This is a genomic window from Kribbella sancticallisti (assembly GCF_039530625.1).
GTDB lineage: Bacteria > Actinomycetota > Actinomycetes > Propionibacteriales > Kribbellaceae > Kribbella > Kribbella sancticallisti.
This window is the reverse complement of sequence record NZ_BAAAOS010000058.1, coordinates 1-18,271: the sequence shown is the minus strand read 5'-3', so window position 1 is coordinate 18,271 and position 18,271 is coordinate 1. Positions and strand designations below refer to the sequence as shown.

Here is an 18,271-nt window from a genome sequence, read left to right as displayed (position 1 = left end):
CCTCGGCGACTCAGTAGATCACGTTATCGCTTCGTTGTGTTCTGGCGGAATCCGGGCGGGCGATAACGTTCCCCGTGGTCGGAGTTTCTCGGCTCTGCTCCTACCCAGGTCCTGGAGTCCTCACGCTCCGACTCCCTTGTGAATCAGCCGGTTCCGTCAAGATCACAACGACCTGATCGCGGTCGAGTTGATCGACATCGCCAGTGAGACGAGCACGAAGAGCATCAGCATCGACAGGTCGATCCGGATGCCACCGGCACCGATCGGGGGCAGGATCCGCCGCAGCGGCCGCAGGAACGGGTCGGTGACCGAGTAGACCACCTCGAAGAGCAGCAGGAGCGGGCCCTTCGGGTGCCACTGGGGCGCGAACATGACGATCAGACTGAGCACGAAGCGCGCCACCAGCATCAGGAAGAAGGCGAGCAGCACCCAGCTGAGAACGGTGAGGACCAGCACGAGAGCATCCATGTCAGACAAGAGTGTAGAAGACCGGGGAAACCGGGCCTCAGCTCTGGTTGTAGAACCCGTCCGCGGCGATCTTTTCCTTCTCCTCCGCGGCCAACGTCACGTTGGGTGGGCAGACCAGGAACACCTTGGTGGTGATCCGCTCGATCGAGCCCCGGCAGCAGAAGATCAGCCCGGCGGCGAAGTCGACCAGCCGCTTGGCGTCGGAGTGGTCCATCTCGGTCAGGTTCATGATGACGGGGGTGCCGTCACGGAAGTGCTCACCGATCACGCGCGCTTCGTTGTAGCTGCGCGGGTGCACGGTGGTGATGCGGGCCAACTCGGTAACCTCCGGGGAAGCAGTCACGCCACGTCGATCTGGGAACTTGCTGACGGTGCCGACCTGCTCGTCGGGACGCGCGGTCACCGGCTCTGTCTCGTGGGACTCCCCGTCGACGGCCTCGTCCTCGTAGTCGTCATAGCCGTCTTCGTACTCGTCGTCGTCGTAGCGAGCGTTGTAGCGCTCCCCGTCCTCGACCAAGCCGAGGTACACACCCATCTTGCGCAACGCGCCGCTCATGGCCCTCCAGCCCCTCGGTCCGGTACTTCCGCCGACGAATACGGGCAGGTCTCAGAACCTGCTCGATGTCGACACTAACCCAGAGGAGTACGCGTACCGAGTAATGCGCGCCCGAGCCGAACGTGTGTCGCTCCACGCCTGATCGCGGCGTCAAGATCGGCGCTCATGCCGGCCGAGATCCAGTCGGCGCCGGGATGTTCGGAGCGTAACCGCGAGGCTACGTTCTCGAGTCCCCCGAACGCCTCGTCGGCGTCGGATCCCAGCGGCGCGACAGCCATCACTCCGCCGAGTTCCAGGCCGTCTGCCGCGGCGACCTCAGCGGCCAGCGCCGGTACGTCGTCCGGCTCGACGCCGCCCCGGCTTCTGCCGGTCGCCGCCTCCGCCGGCCCGAACGCCGCAAGGCTCACCTGCAGGAGGCAGCGCAGTACGCGTCCCTCCTCGACGGCCGCGTGGGAGAGCGCCTTCACCAGGGAGGAGCGGTCGACCGAGTGCACGACGGACGCGTTGCGGACCACCGAGCGGGCCTTGTTCGACTGCAACTGGCCGACGAAGTGCCATGTCACGTCCTGGCAGTCCGGTGCCTTGACCTTGAGCTCCTGCTCCCGGTTCTCGCCCAGATCCCGTACTCCGAGGGCCGCCAGCGCCCGTACGTCGCTGATAGGGAAGGTTTTGGTGATCGCCACGAGTGTGACCGCGTCCTCGGACCTCCCGGCCGCCACACAGGCCGCCTGGATCCGCTCGCGCACGACCCGCAGGTTCTCGGCCAGTTCCTGTTCGCGGCTCACGGGGCCAGCCTGACGAGTCCGGCCATCCGGCCACTGACCGGGCCCTCGCGCCGGTACGAGTACAGGTCCTCCGACTCGATGGTGCACCGAGTGGCATCGACCACCGCGCAGTCCAGCTCGGCCAGTTGCGCCGCGACGCCGGCCGCGACGTCGATCGACGGTGTCCCCCAGCTCGTCTCGGCGTACGACGCCGGCGCGCGCTCGGCAATTTCGGCTCGCATCTGCTCGGGGACCTCGTAGCAGTTCCCGCACGCGTACGGCCCGAGCACCGCGGTGATCCGCTCGGCCCCGAGCTGCCGCATCGCCTCGACGGCGGCCGGCACGACACCGGCGTACAGGCCCTTGCGGCCGGAGTGGGCGGCTCCGATCACGCCGTTGACGCGGTCCGCCAGCAGCACCGGCAGGCAGTCGGCCGCCCGGACGCAGAGCGCGACATCGGTCCGGGTGGTGACCACGGCGTCCGCGGTCCGCATCGGCCGGACCGGCAACTCGTCGCCCGGCCGGACCACGTGCACGTCCCGGCCGTGCACCTGGCTGACCCGCACGACCGCGTCGGCGCCGACGTGGAACTCGGTCGCGATCCGGCGGAAGTTCTCCGCGATCGCGTCGGCCTCGTCCCCCTGCGCGCTGCCGAGATTCAGTTCGCCGTACGGCGGCCGGCTGGCTCCGCCGAAGCGGTCGGTGAAGGCGAAGCGGACACCGTCGAGAACCTCGTCGTAACCGAACACATCCCGAAGGCTATCCAGCCACGGCAACCAAACTGGCCACCGCCCGCGTGTACGCCTCGTCGTAGGCATCCGCGGCGCTGGTCTCGACGTCCGGAACGACCCCGACGCCCTCCCAGTTCGTGCCCGAGACGGGGTTGACCGCACGCTGGACCGGCACGGTCGCCTCCAGGTGCGCGTGCAGCTTGAAGCCCTCGCGCGGGTGGGCTCCGCCACCGGTCCGCTCGCCGACGATCGTCGCGCGGCCGAGTTGCTGCAGGTCGTAGGCGAACTCCTCACCGCCGGAGAAGGTGGTCGAACTGGTGAGCACCCAGATCGGCTTGCTGCCGCCGAAGCGCGGGCCGGGCAGGTGCGGGATCGTCCAGAACTGCCGGACCGTGCCGTCGGCCGGGGTGACGAGATCGTTCAGGTGAACCGGTTCGCCGTCGAACAGGTGACTGCACAGGAAGGCCACCATGTCGGGCGACCCGCCCAGACAGCCGCGCAGATCGATCAGCAGCGCGTCGGTTGCCGCCAGCAATGACATGGCCGCGCTCACGGCCGGCCCGGCGTGCGCCGGGTAGAACAGCAGCGGACGGATCTCCAGCAGGCCCACGTTGCCCGGCAGGCATTCGACCCGCGCCATCCCGCCGGCCGCCAGCGCGGCCCGCCGACGCCAGTCCGCCTCGTCGGCACCCGGATCGGTCTCGTCCACCACCTCGTCGGGGTGGAACTTGAGCCGCAGGTGCTTGTCGTTGTTGCCGATCTGGAGGTCGGCTGTCACCTTCGCGGCCAACTGCTCGGGGTCACCGAGGTCGTCGTACCGGCCGTCCTTGACCGCCTCAGTCAGCCGGTCGGCGATCTCGGCGCCGACCTCGGGGAAGACGTAGTGCACGGCGACCAGGGCGGCGAGCCGATCGATCACCGCATGGATCTCATCTGTACGCATGCCGACGAGTGAAGCACCGGCATTGACAAAGCGTCAAGAACAATTGACGCTTGATCCCATGGCCGACGACATGGAGGAACAGCTCGAGATCTCGACGTCGGAGCAGTTCAAGGCCCTGGGACATCCGCTGCGTCACCGGCTGCTGTTCGCGCTGGGCCAGGAGGCGGCGACGATCAGCCAACTGGCCGCCACGCTCGGGACCGCGAAGGGGAATGTGGCGCATCATCTCGGCGTACTGCGCGAGGCCCGGATGGTGCGGGTGGTCGAGACACGTCAGGTGCGCGGTGGGACTGAGCAGTACTACCGCCGGACAGCGAGGCAACTGCACTTCAGTGGCGAAGGCGGACGGGCGAACCGCGTGGTCACCCTGCAGGCGGTGGCCGCCGAGTTGGAGTCGGCCGAGGGACAACCGCTCCTCAAGCTGCGCAATCTGCGGCTGACGGAACGTCAGGCAGAAGAACTGCAGGATCGGCTGACCCAACTGGTCAGCGACCTGACGGACGCGGGCCCCGGTGAGGCACGCCACGGCGTCGTCGTCTCGGTCTACCGGCCCCGCCAGGCGAACCAGCCGAGCTGATGGTCACCCGCTCCGCTCCGCCGATCCGGTGCCGGCCGAGCGGGCCCCCCGAGGGGACTACTTCAGGAAGTCGGGGATGTCGAGGTCGTCTTCGTCGTTGTCCGGCTTGCGGGGCTGGCGCTGGGGAGCCGGCTGGGAGGACGGGGAGTTCGACGGGCCTGTCGTGGGCCACGAGTGGGTCGGGGCCTGCGGGGAGGAGATCGGCGAGGCCGGGGTGTGCGGAACCGGCGGCTGGTCGGACTGCGGCTGCGGGGTACGGACCGACTCTCCGGCCTGCGGGCGAGCGGAGTGGGTGGTCCCACGGCTCTGGTCGGTGTTCGGCACCGGAACGGTGTCGTCGGTCGCCGGAGTCCCGGCCGGCGGCTGGTACGCCACCCCACCAGTTCCCTGGCTGCCCGAGCCCTGCCCGGCAGCACCCTGACCACCCGAGCTGAAGCCGCCAGCGCCCTGGCCGCCCTGGCCCGGCGCGTTCGAACCCTGCGCGTTCGAACCCTGCGCGTTCGAACCCTGTGCGTTCGAACCCTGGGCGCCTGAACCCTGCGCGCCAGAACCCTGCCCGGCCGAGTCAGCGCCCTGACCGAAGCCACCGGCACCTTGTCCGCCGGCACCCTGCCCGCCGTTGCCCTGCCCGGCGTTGCCCTGGCCGAAGCCGCCGGCACCCTGGCCACCGGCACCGCTCTGGCCACCCTGACCGTTCTGACCGCCCGCACTGAAGCCGCCAGCACCCTGACCAGCAGGCGCCTGACCCGCGCCGGCAGGCGGCGTGCCGTACGGCGGCGGCTGGTTGGCCGACTGCTGAGCCTGAGCCTGCGCCTCAGCGTGCGTGGACCGCGGTACGCCCTGCGTCGCGACGTCACCACCAGCGGCCGGAAGACGGTTCTGCGGGCGTGCCTGGTTCATCGCCTGCTCGCGGCGCTTCGGCATCCCGCCGTCGAAGCCGGCCGCGATCACGGTCACCCGGACCTCGTCGCCGAGCGCGTCGTCGATCACCGCGCCGAAGATGATGTTCGCGTCGGTATGCGCCGACTCCGAGACCAGTTGAGCCGCCTCGTTGATCTCGAACAGGCCGAGGTCCGAACCACCCGCGATCGACAGCAGCACCCCGTGCGCACCCTCGATGCTTGCCTCAAGCAACGGCGAGGAGATGGCCGCCTCGGCGGCCGCGACCGCGCGGTCCTCGCCGCGGGACGAGCCGATGCCCATCAGCGCGGAGCCCGCGTTCGACATGACCGCCTTGACGTCGGCGAAGTCCACGTTGATCAGGCCGGGAGTGGTGATCAGGTCGGTGATGCCGGAGACACCCTGCAGCAGCACCTGGTCGGCCTGCTTGAAGGCGTCCAGCACGGACACGGCGCGGTCGGAGATGGTGAGCAGCCGGTCGTTCGGAATCACTATCAGCGTGTCGACCTCCTCGCGGAGGGTGGCGATGCCGTCCTCCGCCTGGGTCGCGCGGCGCTTGCCCTCGAACGAGAACGGCCGGGTCACCACACCGATGGTCAGCGCGCCGAGCGAGCGGGCGATCCGGGCCACCACGGGCGCGCCGCCGGTGCCGGTGCCGCCGCCCTCACCCGCGGTGACGAAGACCATGTCGGCGCCCTTGAGCGCCTCCTCGATCTCCTCCGCGTGGTCCTCGGCGGCCTTCTGCCCGATCGCCGGGTTCGCGCCGGCGCCGAGGCCCCGGGTCTCCTCCCGACCGATGTCGAGCTTGACGTCCGCGTCGCTCATCAGCAGCGCCTGGGCGTCGGTGTTGATGGCGATGAACTCAACGCCCTTCAGACCGTGCTCGATCATCCGGTTGACGGCGTTGACGCCGCCTCCGCCGATACCGACGACCTTGATGAGTGCCAAATAGTTCTGCGGTGCCGCCACGTCCGCGCCTCTCGCCTCGTTCTGTTCCCGTTATGGCCGGTTGGCCGTCCGAGCTGCGCCTGCCTCGGACCCTTCCGTACACCGATCCCCGTTGTCCGGCACTCGGAAAAGCCTGAACCTCTAGTGGATGGTTAGAGATATCTCGACTGTAGATTCCTTCGCACGCTACGGGACCCGATCCAGCAATGTCCACGCGCCTCGCCGCCGTCTACCACGATGAGACGGATCACTTCTTTTCGCCTTTGGTGACAGGGAGATCGGGCGCCGAGACGTCGTACACCTTGGCATCGCGACGCATCAGCACGCTGAGTACTTCGGCCTTGCGCTCACTGTCATCGGAACTGCCCCAGACGACCTTCACCTTGGACCCGAGGTTCAGGGTGATCGAGTCCGGCGAGGCGGCCGAGATGGACTCGACCTGTTCGCGCAGCGAGACCGGCAGCGCGGCCGAAACCGTCACCACCGAACGGATCGTGACGTCGCGCCGGTCGCCGACCACCAGCGCCTCGGGCAACCCGTCCGGCTTGGCCGCCACCGTTTTGAAGGCCACCCCGGTCGCGTCGACCAGTTCGAAGTTGCTGCCGTCGGTGACGACCACCACCGGCAGCCGCTCGGTCACCACGATCTTCACCTGGTTCGGCCAGTCCCGGGTCACCTGCGCGTCGGCGACCGCCTGGATCGTCCGGACCCGCTCGGCGATCGCGGCCAGGTCGACCTTCGCCAGCGGCGTCCCGATCGGCGCCCCGGCCACCTCGGTGATCGTTGCCGTAGGCACCGTATCGGCGCCGGCCACCTTCACCCCGGAGACCGCCAGGACGGACGAGAAGTAGAACAACCAGGCGGCGATCGCGCCGATCACCACCAGCAGGCCGCCGGCCGCCCAGGGCAGCCAGCCACGCCATCGCACCAACCGTTGCCGGCGCGCGAACCGCTGCTGTGCCCGGGCCAGGTCAGTGCTTTGACTCATCCCCCGCTCACCACCGGCTCACTCCGCGACCGCCGCCGCGGCGGCAGCCCGTTCGGCCAGCAGGCCGACCACCTCGGGACCGATGAGAGTGACGTCTCCCGCACCCAGGGTGACCACCAGGTCGCCCGGTTCGGCCAGATCCGCGACCACCCGCGGTACTGCGGACCACGACGGCTCGAAGCGGACCTGGTCCGGCTTCAGCGGCACGTGGTTCGCGATCAGCGCGCCGGTGATGCCGGGTTCGGGATCCTCGCGGGCCGCGAACACGTCCATCACGACGACCTCGTCCGCCAGCGCGAGCGCCTCGGAGAACTGGGTCGCGAAGATCCTGGTCCGGCTGAAGAGGTGCGGCTGGAAGCAGGCGATCACGCGCCCCTCCCCCGCCACCTGCCGGGCCGCCGTCAGGTCCACCGCCAACTCGGTCGGGTGGTGCGCGTAGGAGTCGAAGACCCGGACGCCGTCCTCGAAACCCTTGAACTCGAACCGCCGGCCGGTCCCGGTGAAGGACGCGAGCCCTTCGGCCAGGTCCGCCGCGGAGAAGCCGAGCCCGAGCCCGACGGTCAGCGCCGCCGACGCGTTCAGCGCGTTGTGCTTGCCGGCCTGCTGCAGGTTCACCACCGGCAGCCTGCGGCCGCGGTACACCGGCACGAAGGACTGGACCGCCCCGGTCGCGGTGATCTCGGTGACCCGGGTGTCGGCGTCCAGCGACTCGCCGTACGTCCGGACGTCGATGCCGCGGGCGCGGGCGAACTCCGCGAGCCGGCGGGCGCCCGCGTCGTCGACGCAGATCACCATGAAGCCGCCGGGCAGGACCCGGTCGCAGAACTGCTCGAAGGCGAGCGTGTAGCTGGCCTCGTCGCCGTAGTTGTCCAGGTGGTCCGGCTCGACCGAGGTGACGATCGAGACCTCGGGGCTGTAGGTCAGGAAGGACTTGTCGGACTCGTCGGCCTCCGCGATGAACAGGTCACCGGTGCCGTCGTGCGCGTTCGAGCCGGACTCGTTGAGGTTGCCGCCGATCGCGTACGACGGGTCGGCGCCGCAGTGCTGCAGCGCGACCGTCAGCATCGACGTGGTGGTGGTCTTGCCGTGCGTACCGGCCACGGCCACCGTGCGCCGGCCGACCATCACCGAGGCCAGGGCGGCGGCCCGGGGCAGGATCGGGATCCCGGCGGCCTGGGCCGCGACCACCTCGGGATTGGTCTCGCGGATGGCGGTGGACACCACCACGGTGTCCGCCTCGGCGACGTGCTCGGCGGCGTGGCCGACCCAGCAGGTGGCACCGAGCGCGCGCAGGGCCGCGAGCACCTTGCCGTCCTTGGCGTCGGAGCCGGAGACCTCGATCCCACGGGACGCCATGATCCGGGCGATGCCGGACATGCCGGCCCCGCCGATTCCGACGAAGTGGACCCGGCCCAGCTTCTCCGCGGGGAAGATGGCATCAGGGACTGAAATAATCATTGGACGATCACGAAGCAGACCTCACCACATCCAGGACGATCCGCGCCAACCGGTCGTCGGCGTCGGTGCGGATCAGGCCTTGCGCCGCGGCGGACATGGCTGTCAGACGCGCGCGGTCGTGCAGAAGTTGCGGAACGGTCGCCCGGACCCACTCCGGGGTCACCGCGGCGTTGTCGACGAGCAGCCCGCCGCCGGCATCCACCACGGGCTTGGCGTTCAGCGCCTGCTCCCCGTTGCCGTGCGGCAACGGAACGTAGATCGCCGGCAGCCCGACGCCGGACACCTCGGTGACGGTGTTCGACCCCGCCCGGCAGACCACCAGGTCCGCGGCGGCGTAGGCGTAGTCCATCCGGTCGACGTACGAGAGCACCACATAAGGCAGGTTCCCCGTTTGCGGGACTTCAAGGGTGTTCTTGGGCCCGATCGCGTGAAGCACCTGCACTCCCGCGGCCCGCAGGTCCGCCGCGGCGCTCGCGAACGCCTCGTTCAGCCGCTGCGCGCCCTGCGAACCACCCGTGACGAACACGGTCGGGGCCTCCGGGTCCAGCCCGAAGAAGGCGCGCGCCTCGGCCCGCAGTGCCGCCCGGTCCATCGTGGAGATCGCCCGGCGGATCGGCAGCCCGACGTACTGGGCGTGCGGCAGGTCCGTGCCGGGGAAGGAGGTGATGACGTTGTGCGTGCAGTACCGGGCGGCGAACTTGTTCGCGATGCCGGGTACGGCGTTGCCCTCGTGCACCACGATCGGTGTCTTGCGGCGCCACGCGGCGACGTACGCGGGGGTCGAGACGTAACCGCCGAAGCCGACCAGCACGTCGGCCTTGGCCTCGTCGAGGATCTTGCGCGCCGCGTTCACCGAGCCCAGCATCTTGCCCGGTACTGCGAACAGCGCCGGCGTCGGCTTGCGCGGCAGCGGCACGGGCGGGATCAACTCGAGCCGGTAGCCGGCCTCCGGGACGACCCGCGTCTCGAGGCCGCGCTCGGTGCCGAGGGCGATGATCTCGACGGTCGGGTCGATCCGGCGCAGGGCGTCGGCGGTGGCGATCAGGGGGGAAGTATGGCCGGCGGTACCGCCACCGGCCAGGACGATGCTGGGCACAGCTTTCAACGCTCCCGCGTGTTCTCACGGCCGGTTCGGCCAGGTGTGCGCCACGAAGACATCCACTCGAACCGAGGCCGCCGGGTCTCCTTGAGGGCGGCCTGCGCGCCGGGTTCGGCCTTCGCGAAGGACAGCAGCATGCCGATCGCGATCAGCGTCGGCAGCAGTGCGGACCCACCGTACGACAAAAGCGGGAGCGGGATACCCACGATGGGTAGCAGTCCGATCACCGCGCCCAGGTTCACCAGCGTCTGGGCCATCAGCCAGATGGTGATTCCGGCGCTCGCATAGCGGACGAACGGGTCCGTGTTGCGGGTCGCGATCCGCACCCCGACATAGGCCAGGGTGAGGAACAGCGCGAGCACGGTCAGTGACCCGATCAGCCCGAGTTCCTCACCGATCACCGAGAAGATGAAGTCGGTGTGCGCCTCGGGCAGGTTGCCCCACTTCTGCCGGCTGTTGCCGATCCCGACGCCCCACCAGCCGCCGGTGGAGAGCGCGTAGAACGAGTGGTACGCCTGCCAGCCGACCCCGCCGGGATCGGCCAGCGGGTTGGTGAAGTTCATCAACCGGTCCATCCGGTGCTGCGCGGTGCTGACGAAGTACGCGGCGATGGTGCCGACCACCACGATGGTGGCGACGAACAGCCGGGTCGGCGCGCCGACCACCCAGATCAGCCCGATCATCACGGCCATCAGCACCAGTGAGGTGCCCAGGTCGTGCTGGCCGACGATCAGCGCGATCACCAGCCCGCAGACCGGCACCATCGGCACCAGCAGGTGCTTCCACTGGGTCAGCAGTTTCTGCTTGCGGGCGTAGAGATCCGCGCACCACATCACCAGCGCCAGCTTGGCGAACTCGCTCGGCTGGATCTGCAGCGGACCGCCGAGGTGCAGCCAGTTCGTGTTGCCCTTCACCCCGACGCCCAGACCCGGCACGTAGGTGAGGACGAGCAGGAACACCGACCCCAGCAGAGCGACGTACGCGAGCATCCGGAAGTGCCGCGGCGTCATCCGCGACGCGACGTAGGCCATCGGCAGGCCGACGCCGACCCAGATGATCTGGCGGTAGAAGATCGTGTAGCTGTTCCCGTTCGCCCGCAGCGACAGCACGCTGGAGGCCGACAGCACCATCAGCAGCCCGAGCACCAGCAACAGGCCGGTCGCGCCGAGCAGGATGTGGTACGACGTCAGCGGCCGGTCCAGCACGTCCTTGATCGCCGCCAGCCAGGGGCGATCGGCAGTGCTGCCGGCCTTGTCCTTCGGCTGATCCGTGATCGTCATGACGCGATCACCTCAGCTCAGTGGTCGCCCAGCCGTCGGACGGCTTCGGCGAAGGCGTCTCCGCGGGCTCCATAGTTGGCGAACATGTCCCACGACGCGCAGCCGGGCGCGAGCAGCACGGTGTCCCCCACCTGCGCCAGCTTCGTCGCCTCCCCCACCACTGTCTGCATAGCACCAGTGTCGGTTGCCTCGACAGTGATCGTCGGGACATCGGGTGCGTGTCGGGCAAGTGCTTCGGCGATCACCTGCTTGTCCTGCCCGAGCAGCACCACACCCCGCAACCGGTCCTTCGCGGCGATCACCAACTCGTCGAAGGTCGCACCCTTCGCCTGCCCGCCGGCGATCCAGACGACGTGCTCGTAGGCCAGCAAGGAGGCCTGCGCGGCATGCGGGTTGGTCGCCTTGGAATCGTCCACATAGTTGACCCCGGCAACGTCCGCGACGTGCGCGATCCGGTGCGCGTCCGGACGGAACACCCGCAGCCCGTCCCGCACCGCGGTCGCCGGTACGCCGAACGCTCGGGCCAGCGCGGCCGCGGCCAGCGCGTTCGCCACGTTGTGCGGAGCGGCCGGGGTGATGTCCTTCAAGCCCGCCAACTCGAGCGCCGACGAGGCCCGCTGCTCCACGAAGGCGCGGTCGACCAGCAGATCCTCGACCAGGCCGACCATCGAGATCGCCGGCATGCCGAGGGTGAAGCCGATCGCGCGGCAGCCCTCGATCACGTCCGCGTCCTCGACCAGCCGCTCGGTCGCCGGGTCGGCCACGTTGTAGACGCAGGCGACCTGACAGTTCTCGTAGATCTTGCCCTTGGCCAGCGCGTAGGCGTCCAGCGAACCGTGCCAGTCCACGTGGTCCGGCGCGATGTTGAGCACCGCCGCCGAGTGCGCCGACATCGAGTCGGTGAAGTGCAACTGGTAGCTGGACAGCTCGACCGCGATCACGTCGTACGGCTCGGGGTCCATCACGGCTTCCAGCAGCGGCAGCCCGACGTTGCCCGCGGCAACCGCCCGGTGGCCGGCAGCGGTCAGGATCGAGGTCAGCATCTGGACCGTGGTGGTCTTGCCGTTGGTTCCGGTGACGCACAACCACGGCGCGGCGTTGGCGGGGTCGCGGAGCCGCCAGGCCAGTTCGATCTCGCTCCAGACCGGGATCCCGCGCTCGACGGCGGACGCGAGCAGCGGCGCGTGCGGTGGGATGCCCGGCGAGGTGACGACGATCTCCACGTCGGCCGGGAGTTCCGCCGTACTGCCGGGGCCGAGCTTGATGGTGGCGCCGAGGGTCTCGAGGATCTGCGCCTTCTCGCGCAGCGCCTCGGTGTCCCGGTCGTCGAGCACGGTGACGAACTCGGCACCGGCCTGCAACAGCGAGTCAGCGCAGGCATAGCCCGCCGTACCGAACCCGAGCACGACAAAGCGAGTGGTCGACCAGCCGTCGTCGGTCCGTGTGCTGAGGCGTGTACTGGGGCTCATCATCCGGCCACCCATTCCGCGTAGAACAAGCCGAGGCCGGTGGCGACGCACAGGCCGGAGATGATCCAGAACCGGATCACCACGTTGACCTGTTCCCAGCCGAGCATCTCGAAGTGGTGGTGCAGTGGCGCCATCCGGAACAGTCGTTTGCCCTTGGTCAGTTTGAAGAAGCCGACCTGCAGGATGACGGAGGCGGTGATGATGACGAACAGGCCGCCGAGCAGCAGGACCAGCAGTTCGGTCCGGGTCATCACGGCGAAGCCGGACAGCGCGCCACCCAGCGACAGCGAGCCGGTGTCACCCATGAAGATCTTGGCCGGCGACGCGTTCCACCACAGGAAGCCGAACAACGCGCCGGTGAGCGCGGCCGCGACCACCGCCAGGTCGAGCGGATCGCGTACTTCGTAACACTTGGCCCCCGGCGCGGTCGCGCAACTCTGGTTGGACTGCCAGATGCAGATCAGCGTGTAGGCGCCGAAGACCATCATCGAGGCGCCGGTGGCGAGTCCGTCCAGGCCGTCGGCGAGGTTGACGCCGTTCGACATGCCGGCGATCAGCAGCAGGATCCAGATCACCACCAGAACCGGCACCAGGTGCAGCCACTGGATGTCGCGGATGAACGAGATGAACGGCGAGGCCGGATTCTGCCCGCGCTCGTCGGGGAACTGCAGCGCCAGGATCGCGAAGGCGACCGCGACCAGCGTCTGGCCGGCCAGCTTCGCTTTGCTGCGCAGACCCAGGCTGCGCTGCCGGAAGATCTTGATGAAGTCGTCCAGGAAGCCGACCGCGCCCATTCCCGCGAACAGGAAGAGCACCAGCAGCGCCGAGGCGCTCGGCGGCTTCATCGTGAACAGCTTCGCCGCGAAGTAGCCGACGATGGTGGCGACGATGAAGACGGTGCCGCCCATCGTCGGCGTCCCGCGCTTCGTATGGTGCGAGGTCGGTCCGTCGTCCCGGATCAGCTGGCCGTAGCCGCGCTTGGCCAGCAGGTTGATCGCCAGCCGGGTACCGAGCAACGTGAGCGCCATGGACACGGCACCCGCGAGCAGGATCGAGATCACTGCGAAGCCTCCTCGAGCAGGGCCGCGACCAGTCTCTCCAGACCGGCCGCGCGAGAGGCCTTGACCAGCACCACGTCACCCGGCTGCAGTTCCTTGCGGAGCAGTTCGAGCGCTCCGTCGATGTCGTCGACGTACGCCGACTCGTTGCCCCAGGATCCTTCCAGGGACGCGCCCAGGTGGATCGGCCGGGCCGGTTCGGTCACCGCCACCAGGCGGTTCACGTCCAGCCGGACCGCGAGCCGGCCGATCGCGTCGTGCTCTTCGGTACTGGTGTCGCCCAGTTCGCGCATCTCGCCAAGGACGGCCCAGGTCCGCGCCTTCCGGGTGCGGCCGATCGCGACCAGCGCCTTGAGCGCGGCGCGGACCGAGTCGGGGTTGGCGTTGTACGCGTCGTTGATGACGGTGACGCCGTCCGCGCGCTCGGTCACCTCCATCCGCCACTTGGAGACGGCCGTGGCGGCGTTGAGCCCGTCGGCGATCTGCTCAGGCGTCAACCCCGCAGCCCGTACTGCGGCCGCCGCGGCCAGCGCGTTCGCCACGTGGTGCTCGCCGACCAACTGAAGCTGGATCGCATGCTCCTCGCCGCCCAGGTGCAGCGTGAACCCGGGCCTGCCGGTCGGGTCGAGCGTGATCCCGCTCGCGCGAACGTCGGCGTCCGGCGCCTCGCCGAAGGTGACCACGGTCTGCTCGGTCCGGCTCGCCATCGCCGCGACCCGCGGGTCGTCAGCGTTCAGGACGGCGGTGCCACCCGGCTGGACAGCCTCGATCAGCTCGCCCTTGGCCGCCGCGATCGCGTCCTGGCTGCCGAACTCGCCGATGTGGGAGTAGCCGACGTTCAGCACCAGGCCGATCTGCGGCGGCGTGATCCGGCACAGATAGCTGATGTCGCCGACGTGGCGGGCGCCCATCTCCGCCACCAGGTACCGGGTGTTCTGGTCCGCCTTGAGCGCGGTCAGCGGATGGCCGAGCTCGTTGTTGAACGAGCCCACCGGCGCCACCGTCGCGCCGTACGGCTGGATCAGCTGGGCGATCAGGTCCTTTGTGCTGGTCTTGCCCTGCGAACCGGTCAGGCCGATCACGGTCAGGTCGGGCAGTTGGGAGACCACCAGCCTGGCCAGCTCACCGAGCGCTGCCTGGGCGTCCTCGACCACGATGCACGGGCTGCCTTCGACCGGGCGGGTGGTGATGGAGGCGGTGGCACCGGCCGCCGTCACGGCGGGGACGTACTGGTGCCCGTCCACGTTCTCGCCGGCGAACGCGACGAACAGCCCGCCCGCGGTGATCTTGCGCGAGTCGATCTCGACCGGCGCGTCGACGACGGCCGCCGGATCGACGCCGACGAGTTCGCCGCGGACCGCTTCGGCGATCTGGCCGCAACTGACAGGGATCACTGTGCCGACTCCTCGGATGCCGCCATCGATTCACGCACGGTCTGCCGGTCGTCGAACGGGTGGATCACACCGCCGACGTCCTGGCCGGTCTCGTGGCCTTTGCCCAGCACCACCACGGTGTCGCCCGGACCGGCCAGCTCGATCGCGGTGACGATCGCCGCGCGGCGGTCGCCCACCTCGCGCAGGTCCACGTCCGGAACCGCTGCCCGCGCGCCCGCGATCGCGGTGGCGCGGATCGCCGCCGGGTCCTCGCTGCGCGGGTTGTCGTCGGTCACGATCACCACGTCGGCCGCGCGGGCCGCGGCCGCGCCCATCGCCGGGCGCTTGCCCGGGTCCCGGTCGCCACCACAGCCGACGACCGCGAACAGACGGCCTTTGGTCGCTGTCCGCGCCGCGCGCAGGGCCAACTCCACCGCGTCCGGGGTGTGGGCATAGTCGACGATCACCGACAGGCCGTCGGCCCGGCTGAACGTCTCCATCCGCCCCGGTACCGCGGCCGTCTGCAGCGCCGCCGCGATCTTGTCGGCCGGTACGTCGACCTGCCGGAGCATCGCGACCGCGAGCAACGCGTTCGCCACGTTGAAGTCACCCGGCAGGGCGATCTCGACGGTGAGGGTCTCCTCCGGTCCCTGGATGTCCAGGACCGTAGTGCCGTGCTCCGACTGATGCGTACCGGTGACCGTCCAGTCGGCGTCGCCGGTGGTCGACACCGTCACGAGCGGTACGACGGTTTGCGCGGCGAGGCGGCGGCCGTACTCGTCGTCGATGTTCACGACGGCCAGGTCGCACCGCTCGGGTGTGAACAGCGAGGCCTTCGCGGCGAAGTACTCCTCGAACGTCTTGTGGAAGTCCAGGTGGTCCTGGGTCAGGTTGGTGAACCCGGCGACCGCGAAGCGCGCGCCGTCCACCCGGCCCATCGCCAGCGCGTGGCTGGACACCTCCATCGAGCACCAGGCGACGGCCTTCTCCCGCATCACCGCGAACAACGCCTGCAGATCGGTCGCCTCCGGGGTGGTCCGGACGCTCTTGACCACCTCGTCCCCGATCCGGGTCTCGATGGTGCCGATCAATGCGGTCTGGCCGAGCGTTCGCAGTACGGAGTCGAGCAGGTAGCTGGTGGTGGTCTTGCCGTTCGTGCCGGTGACTCCCAGCAGACGCAGTTCGCTGGTCGGTTCGCCGTAGATCTTGGCGGCGACCGCTCCGAGCACCTCGCGCGGCCTGGCGACGACCAGAACCGGCAACCCGGTGGCTCGCGCCCGCTCCTCACCCGTCGGATCGGTCAGTACCGCGACCGCGCCGGCTGCCTGGGCGTTCGCGGTGAACTGGGCGCCGTGAGTAACCGCACCCGGCAAAGCGGCGTACAGGTCTCCCGGCAGGATCGAGCGGGAGTCGAGTGACACGCCGGTCACTGAGACGTCAGCGAGCTCCGTCGGGGCCTTGGCTCCGGCGGTTCTGGCGAGGTCGGCGAGGCCGATCGGTACGGTCCGTTGCGGCCTGATGGAGGCAACGGCTCCGCCTGCGGCGGTTGGGGTGGACACGGGCCCAGAGGCTACCGCTCCGGGCCCGGTGACACCTACCTGACCCGGCGTCACCAGGTCAACGGCACGAGGGGCTGCTTCGCACCAGTCGGCGGAACAACGTACTTCTGCAGTGCGTAACTCATCACGTCGCGGAACACCGGGCCTCCCTGACCACCACCGCTGCGCCCGTTCGTCGGGTTCTGGAGTACGACGTACGTAACGAAGCGTGGGTTGTCGGCAGGAGCGAATCCGGCAAAAGAAGTCGCCCACTTGCAGTAGCGGCCGCCGCAGCCCTCACCTGTCTGCTGCGCGGTACCGGTCTTGCCCGCGACGCGATAGCCGTCGATCGCCGCCTGCAGCGCGGTACCACCCTTGGCGGTGACGGCCTCCATCATCGTGGAGACCTCCTTCGCGGCGGTCTCGCTGACCACCCGGCGTGGTGGGGCGGTCGGGTTCGGGATCTGGTTGCCGTTCGTGTCGATGTAGTTCTTGACCAGCTTCGGCGGCATGTAGACGCCACCGTTGGCCACCGCGTTCACGGCTGCGGTCATCTGGATGGCGTTCACGGCCAGCCCCTGGCCGAAGGAGACGGTCGCGTAGGTCAGGTCGGGCCACTCGTCGCCGGCCGGGACCCGGCCGCGGCTCTCGCCGGGATAGTTCAGGCCGGTCGGCTCGCCGAAGCCGAACCCCTTCAGGTAGCGGACGTACTGCGGAACCCCCATCTCCTTCGACGCGATGATGGTGCCGACATTGGACGACTTGGCGATCACGCCCGCGATCGTCAGGTTCAGGGTGCCGTGCGGGAAGTGGTCCTTGATCACCCGCCGCTGCACCACGATGCTGCCCGGCACCTGCAGGTTGGTGTCCAGCGAGATCTTGTTGGCGTCCGCCAGCGCGGCCATCGTGACGATCTTGTGCACGCTGCCGGGTTCGTAGATCTGCTCGATCGCGGGGTTCTTCAGCGACTGACCCTTCAGCGGCTTGTTCGGGTCGTAGGTCGGGAAGTTGGCGACCGTCAGCAACTCGCCCGTCTTCACGTCCTGGACGATCACCGTGCCGGACTCGGCCTTGTACTGCTTGACCGCCTGCTCGATCCGCTTCTCCGCGAACCACTGCAGGTCGGCGTCCAGGGTGAGCTGCGCGGTCAGGCCCGGCTTCGGCTCCTCGACGGTGTGGTCGGCGTTCGGGATCTTGTTGCCCTTGGCATCGACTTCGTACATCGCCTTGCCGTCCTTGCCGGACAGCTTGTCGTTCAGCCCGTACTCGAGCCCGGCCAGGCCCTTGCCCTCGTCGCCGACGACGCCGACCACGTTCGCGGCGACGGTGCCGTACGGGTGGCTGCGGATCGGGTCCGACTCGGTGTAGAGGCCGGTGAGCAGCGGCGCCTTCGCGTCCTGGGCCTTGCCCTTGTTCTGCTCGACGATGACCTCGTTGCGGGCCTTCAACTCGGTTTCGATCTGGTTCCAGATCTGCGGGCTGACCTTGTGCGCAAGCAGCGCGTAGCGGCCCTTCTTGGTCAGACCGGCGAGAAGGTCGTCGTACTTCGTACCCGGCACCTTCGCCGCGAGCAGCGTCGCCAACTGCGGAGCGACCTTGCTCGTCAGGGTCGGGTCGGCCGTGATCGCCACGGCGTCCTCGGACACCGAAAACGGCACCCCGTTGCGATCCAGGATCGCGCCCCGGGAGGCATGCAGCAGGAACGGCCTGGTGTTCTCCTTGGTCGCGGCCAGCGCGTAGGAGTCCGGGTCGACTCCCTGCAACACGATCAACCGCCCGGCGAACAGCGACAGCACCAACGCCACCACCCCGAACGTCAACCGCAACCGCAACGCCGGCCGCCCCAACTTCAACGTCCGAGGCGGCTTCCGAACCCGAGGCTTCCGCGGCGGCCGACTCTGCGCCGCCCGCTTCCGCGGCGGCGCACCCGCACGACCTCTCCCCTGCCCAGCCCGACCACTGCCGGAGCCTGGAGCAGTCCTGCCGCCGGCGCCCCTACCGCCGGCACCGCCAGCACCGCCGGCACCGCCTGCGGCCGCCCTGGCGGCTGCGGCAGCGCGCCCGGTAGCGGCTCGGCCGCTGCTGGCGGCTGCAGCGCGCAGTCGCCCAGGGGCGGTCTTC

General features: G+C 69.3%; 15 protein-coding genes and 2 pseudogenes. 1 reads left to right on the top strand and 16 read right to left on the bottom strand.

All coding sequences use genetic code 11. The features are described 5' to 3' along the window. Nucleotides 1-162 precede the first annotated feature (162 nt). The 5 genes from ABD255_RS37185 to ABD255_RS37165 form a co-directional block, all read right to left on the bottom strand. Entirely contained in the window at nt 163-468 is a 306-nt protein-coding gene (locus ABD255_RS37185) for a YggT family protein (protein WP_344221499.1), read from the bottom strand. A 37-nt stretch (nt 469-505) separates the two neighbouring features. Beyond that, a complete protein-coding gene (locus tag ABD255_RS37180; RefSeq protein WP_344221498.1) occupies nt 506-1,024 on the bottom strand; it encodes a cell division protein SepF in 519 nt (172 codons plus the stop codon). Nucleotides 1,025-1,098: 74 nt separating this feature from the next. Beyond that, the gene (locus ABD255_RS37175) at nt 1,099-1,809 is read right to left on the bottom strand and encodes a YggS family pyridoxal phosphate-dependent enzyme (protein WP_344221497.1); all 711 of its coding nucleotides are present in this window, start codon (nt 1,807-1,809) and stop codon (nt 1,099-1,101) included. Further along, nucleotides 1,806-2,537 (bottom strand): peptidoglycan editing factor PgeF, encoded by a 732-nt coding sequence (gene pgeF / locus ABD255_RS37170; RefSeq protein ID WP_344221496.1) that lies wholly within the window; start codon nt 2,535-2,537, stop codon nt 1,806-1,808. Before pgeF ends, ABD255_RS37175 begins: the two co-directional genes overlap by 4 nt. 10 nt (nt 2,538-2,547) lie before the next feature. After that, entirely contained in the window at nt 2,548-3,462 is a 915-nt protein-coding gene (locus tag ABD255_RS37165; RefSeq protein WP_344221495.1) for a S41 family peptidase, read from the bottom strand. A gap of 58 nt (nt 3,463-3,520) precedes the next feature. Here ABD255_RS37165 and ABD255_RS37160 point away from each other — a divergent pair, with 58 nt between their 5' ends. Beyond that, entirely contained in the window at nt 3,521-4,039 is a 519-nt protein-coding gene (locus ABD255_RS37160; RefSeq protein ID WP_344221494.1) for an ArsR/SmtB family transcription factor, read from the top strand. Nucleotides 4,040-4,903: 864 nt separating this feature from the next. On the opposite strand, the pseudogene ftsZ reads toward ABD255_RS37160, so the two are convergent. From ftsZ to ABD255_RS37105, 11 genes and pseudogenes are all read right to left on the bottom strand, one after another. After that, a pseudogene (gene ftsZ / locus ABD255_RS37155) lies at nt 4,904-5,908 on the bottom strand (cell division protein FtsZ); the annotation flags it as partial. A 226-nt stretch (nt 5,909-6,134) separates the two neighbouring features. Then, nucleotides 6,135-6,875, bottom strand: a complete 741-nt coding sequence (locus ABD255_RS37150) for a cell division protein FtsQ/DivIB (RefSeq protein ID WP_344221493.1) — start codon at nt 6,873-6,875, stop codon at nt 6,135-6,137. Nucleotides 6,876-6,893: 18 nt separating this feature from the next. Next, on the bottom strand, nt 6,894-8,333 hold the full coding sequence (gene murC / locus ABD255_RS37145) for a UDP-N-acetylmuramate--L-alanine ligase (RefSeq protein ID WP_344221492.1): 1,440 nt from the start codon (nt 8,331-8,333) through the stop codon (nt 6,894-6,896). A gap of 7 nt (nt 8,334-8,340) precedes the next feature. Then, nucleotides 8,341-9,429: an undecaprenyldiphospho-muramoylpentapeptide beta-N-acetylglucosaminyltransferase gene (murG, locus tag ABD255_RS37140; RefSeq protein ID WP_344221491.1), complete on the bottom strand. Its 1,089-nt coding sequence runs from the start codon at nt 9,427-9,429 to the stop codon at nt 8,341-8,343. Nucleotides 9,430-9,434: 5 nt separating this feature from the next. Further along, nucleotides 9,435-10,712, bottom strand: a complete 1,278-nt coding sequence (gene ftsW, locus ABD255_RS37135; protein ID WP_344221490.1) for a putative lipid II flippase FtsW — start codon at nt 10,710-10,712, stop codon at nt 9,435-9,437. A gap of 17 nt (nt 10,713-10,729) precedes the next feature. Then, entirely contained in the window at nt 10,730-12,184 is a 1,455-nt protein-coding gene (gene murD / locus ABD255_RS37130) for a UDP-N-acetylmuramoyl-L-alanine--D-glutamate ligase (RefSeq protein ID WP_425554631.1), read from the bottom strand. Then, a complete protein-coding gene (mraY, locus tag ABD255_RS37125; protein ID WP_344221488.1) occupies nt 12,181-13,242 on the bottom strand; it encodes a phospho-N-acetylmuramoyl-pentapeptide-transferase in 1,062 nt (353 codons plus the stop codon). The genes murD and mraY overlap by 4 nt, the downstream gene beginning before the upstream one ends. Beyond that, a complete protein-coding gene (locus ABD255_RS37120) occupies nt 13,239-14,633 on the bottom strand; it encodes a UDP-N-acetylmuramoyl-tripeptide--D-alanyl-D-alanine ligase (protein ID WP_344221487.1) in 1,395 nt (464 codons plus the stop codon). The genes mraY and ABD255_RS37120 overlap by 4 nt, the downstream gene beginning before the upstream one ends. Beyond that, nucleotides 14,630-16,171, bottom strand: coding sequence for a UDP-N-acetylmuramoyl-L-alanyl-D-glutamate--2,6-diaminopimelate ligase (locus ABD255_RS37115; RefSeq protein WP_344221486.1), 1,542 nt, complete (start codon nt 16,169-16,171; stop codon nt 14,630-14,632). Before ABD255_RS37115 ends, ABD255_RS37120 begins: the two co-directional genes overlap by 4 nt. A gap of 50 nt (nt 16,172-16,221) precedes the next feature. Beyond that, a complete protein-coding gene (locus ABD255_RS37110; protein ID WP_344221485.1) occupies nt 16,222-18,003 on the bottom strand; it encodes a peptidoglycan D,D-transpeptidase FtsI family protein in 1,782 nt (593 codons plus the stop codon). After that, a pseudogene (locus tag ABD255_RS37105) lies at nt 18,000-18,271 on the bottom strand (hypothetical protein); the annotation flags it as partial. The gene ABD255_RS37110 and the pseudogene ABD255_RS37105, both read right to left, overlap by 4 nt.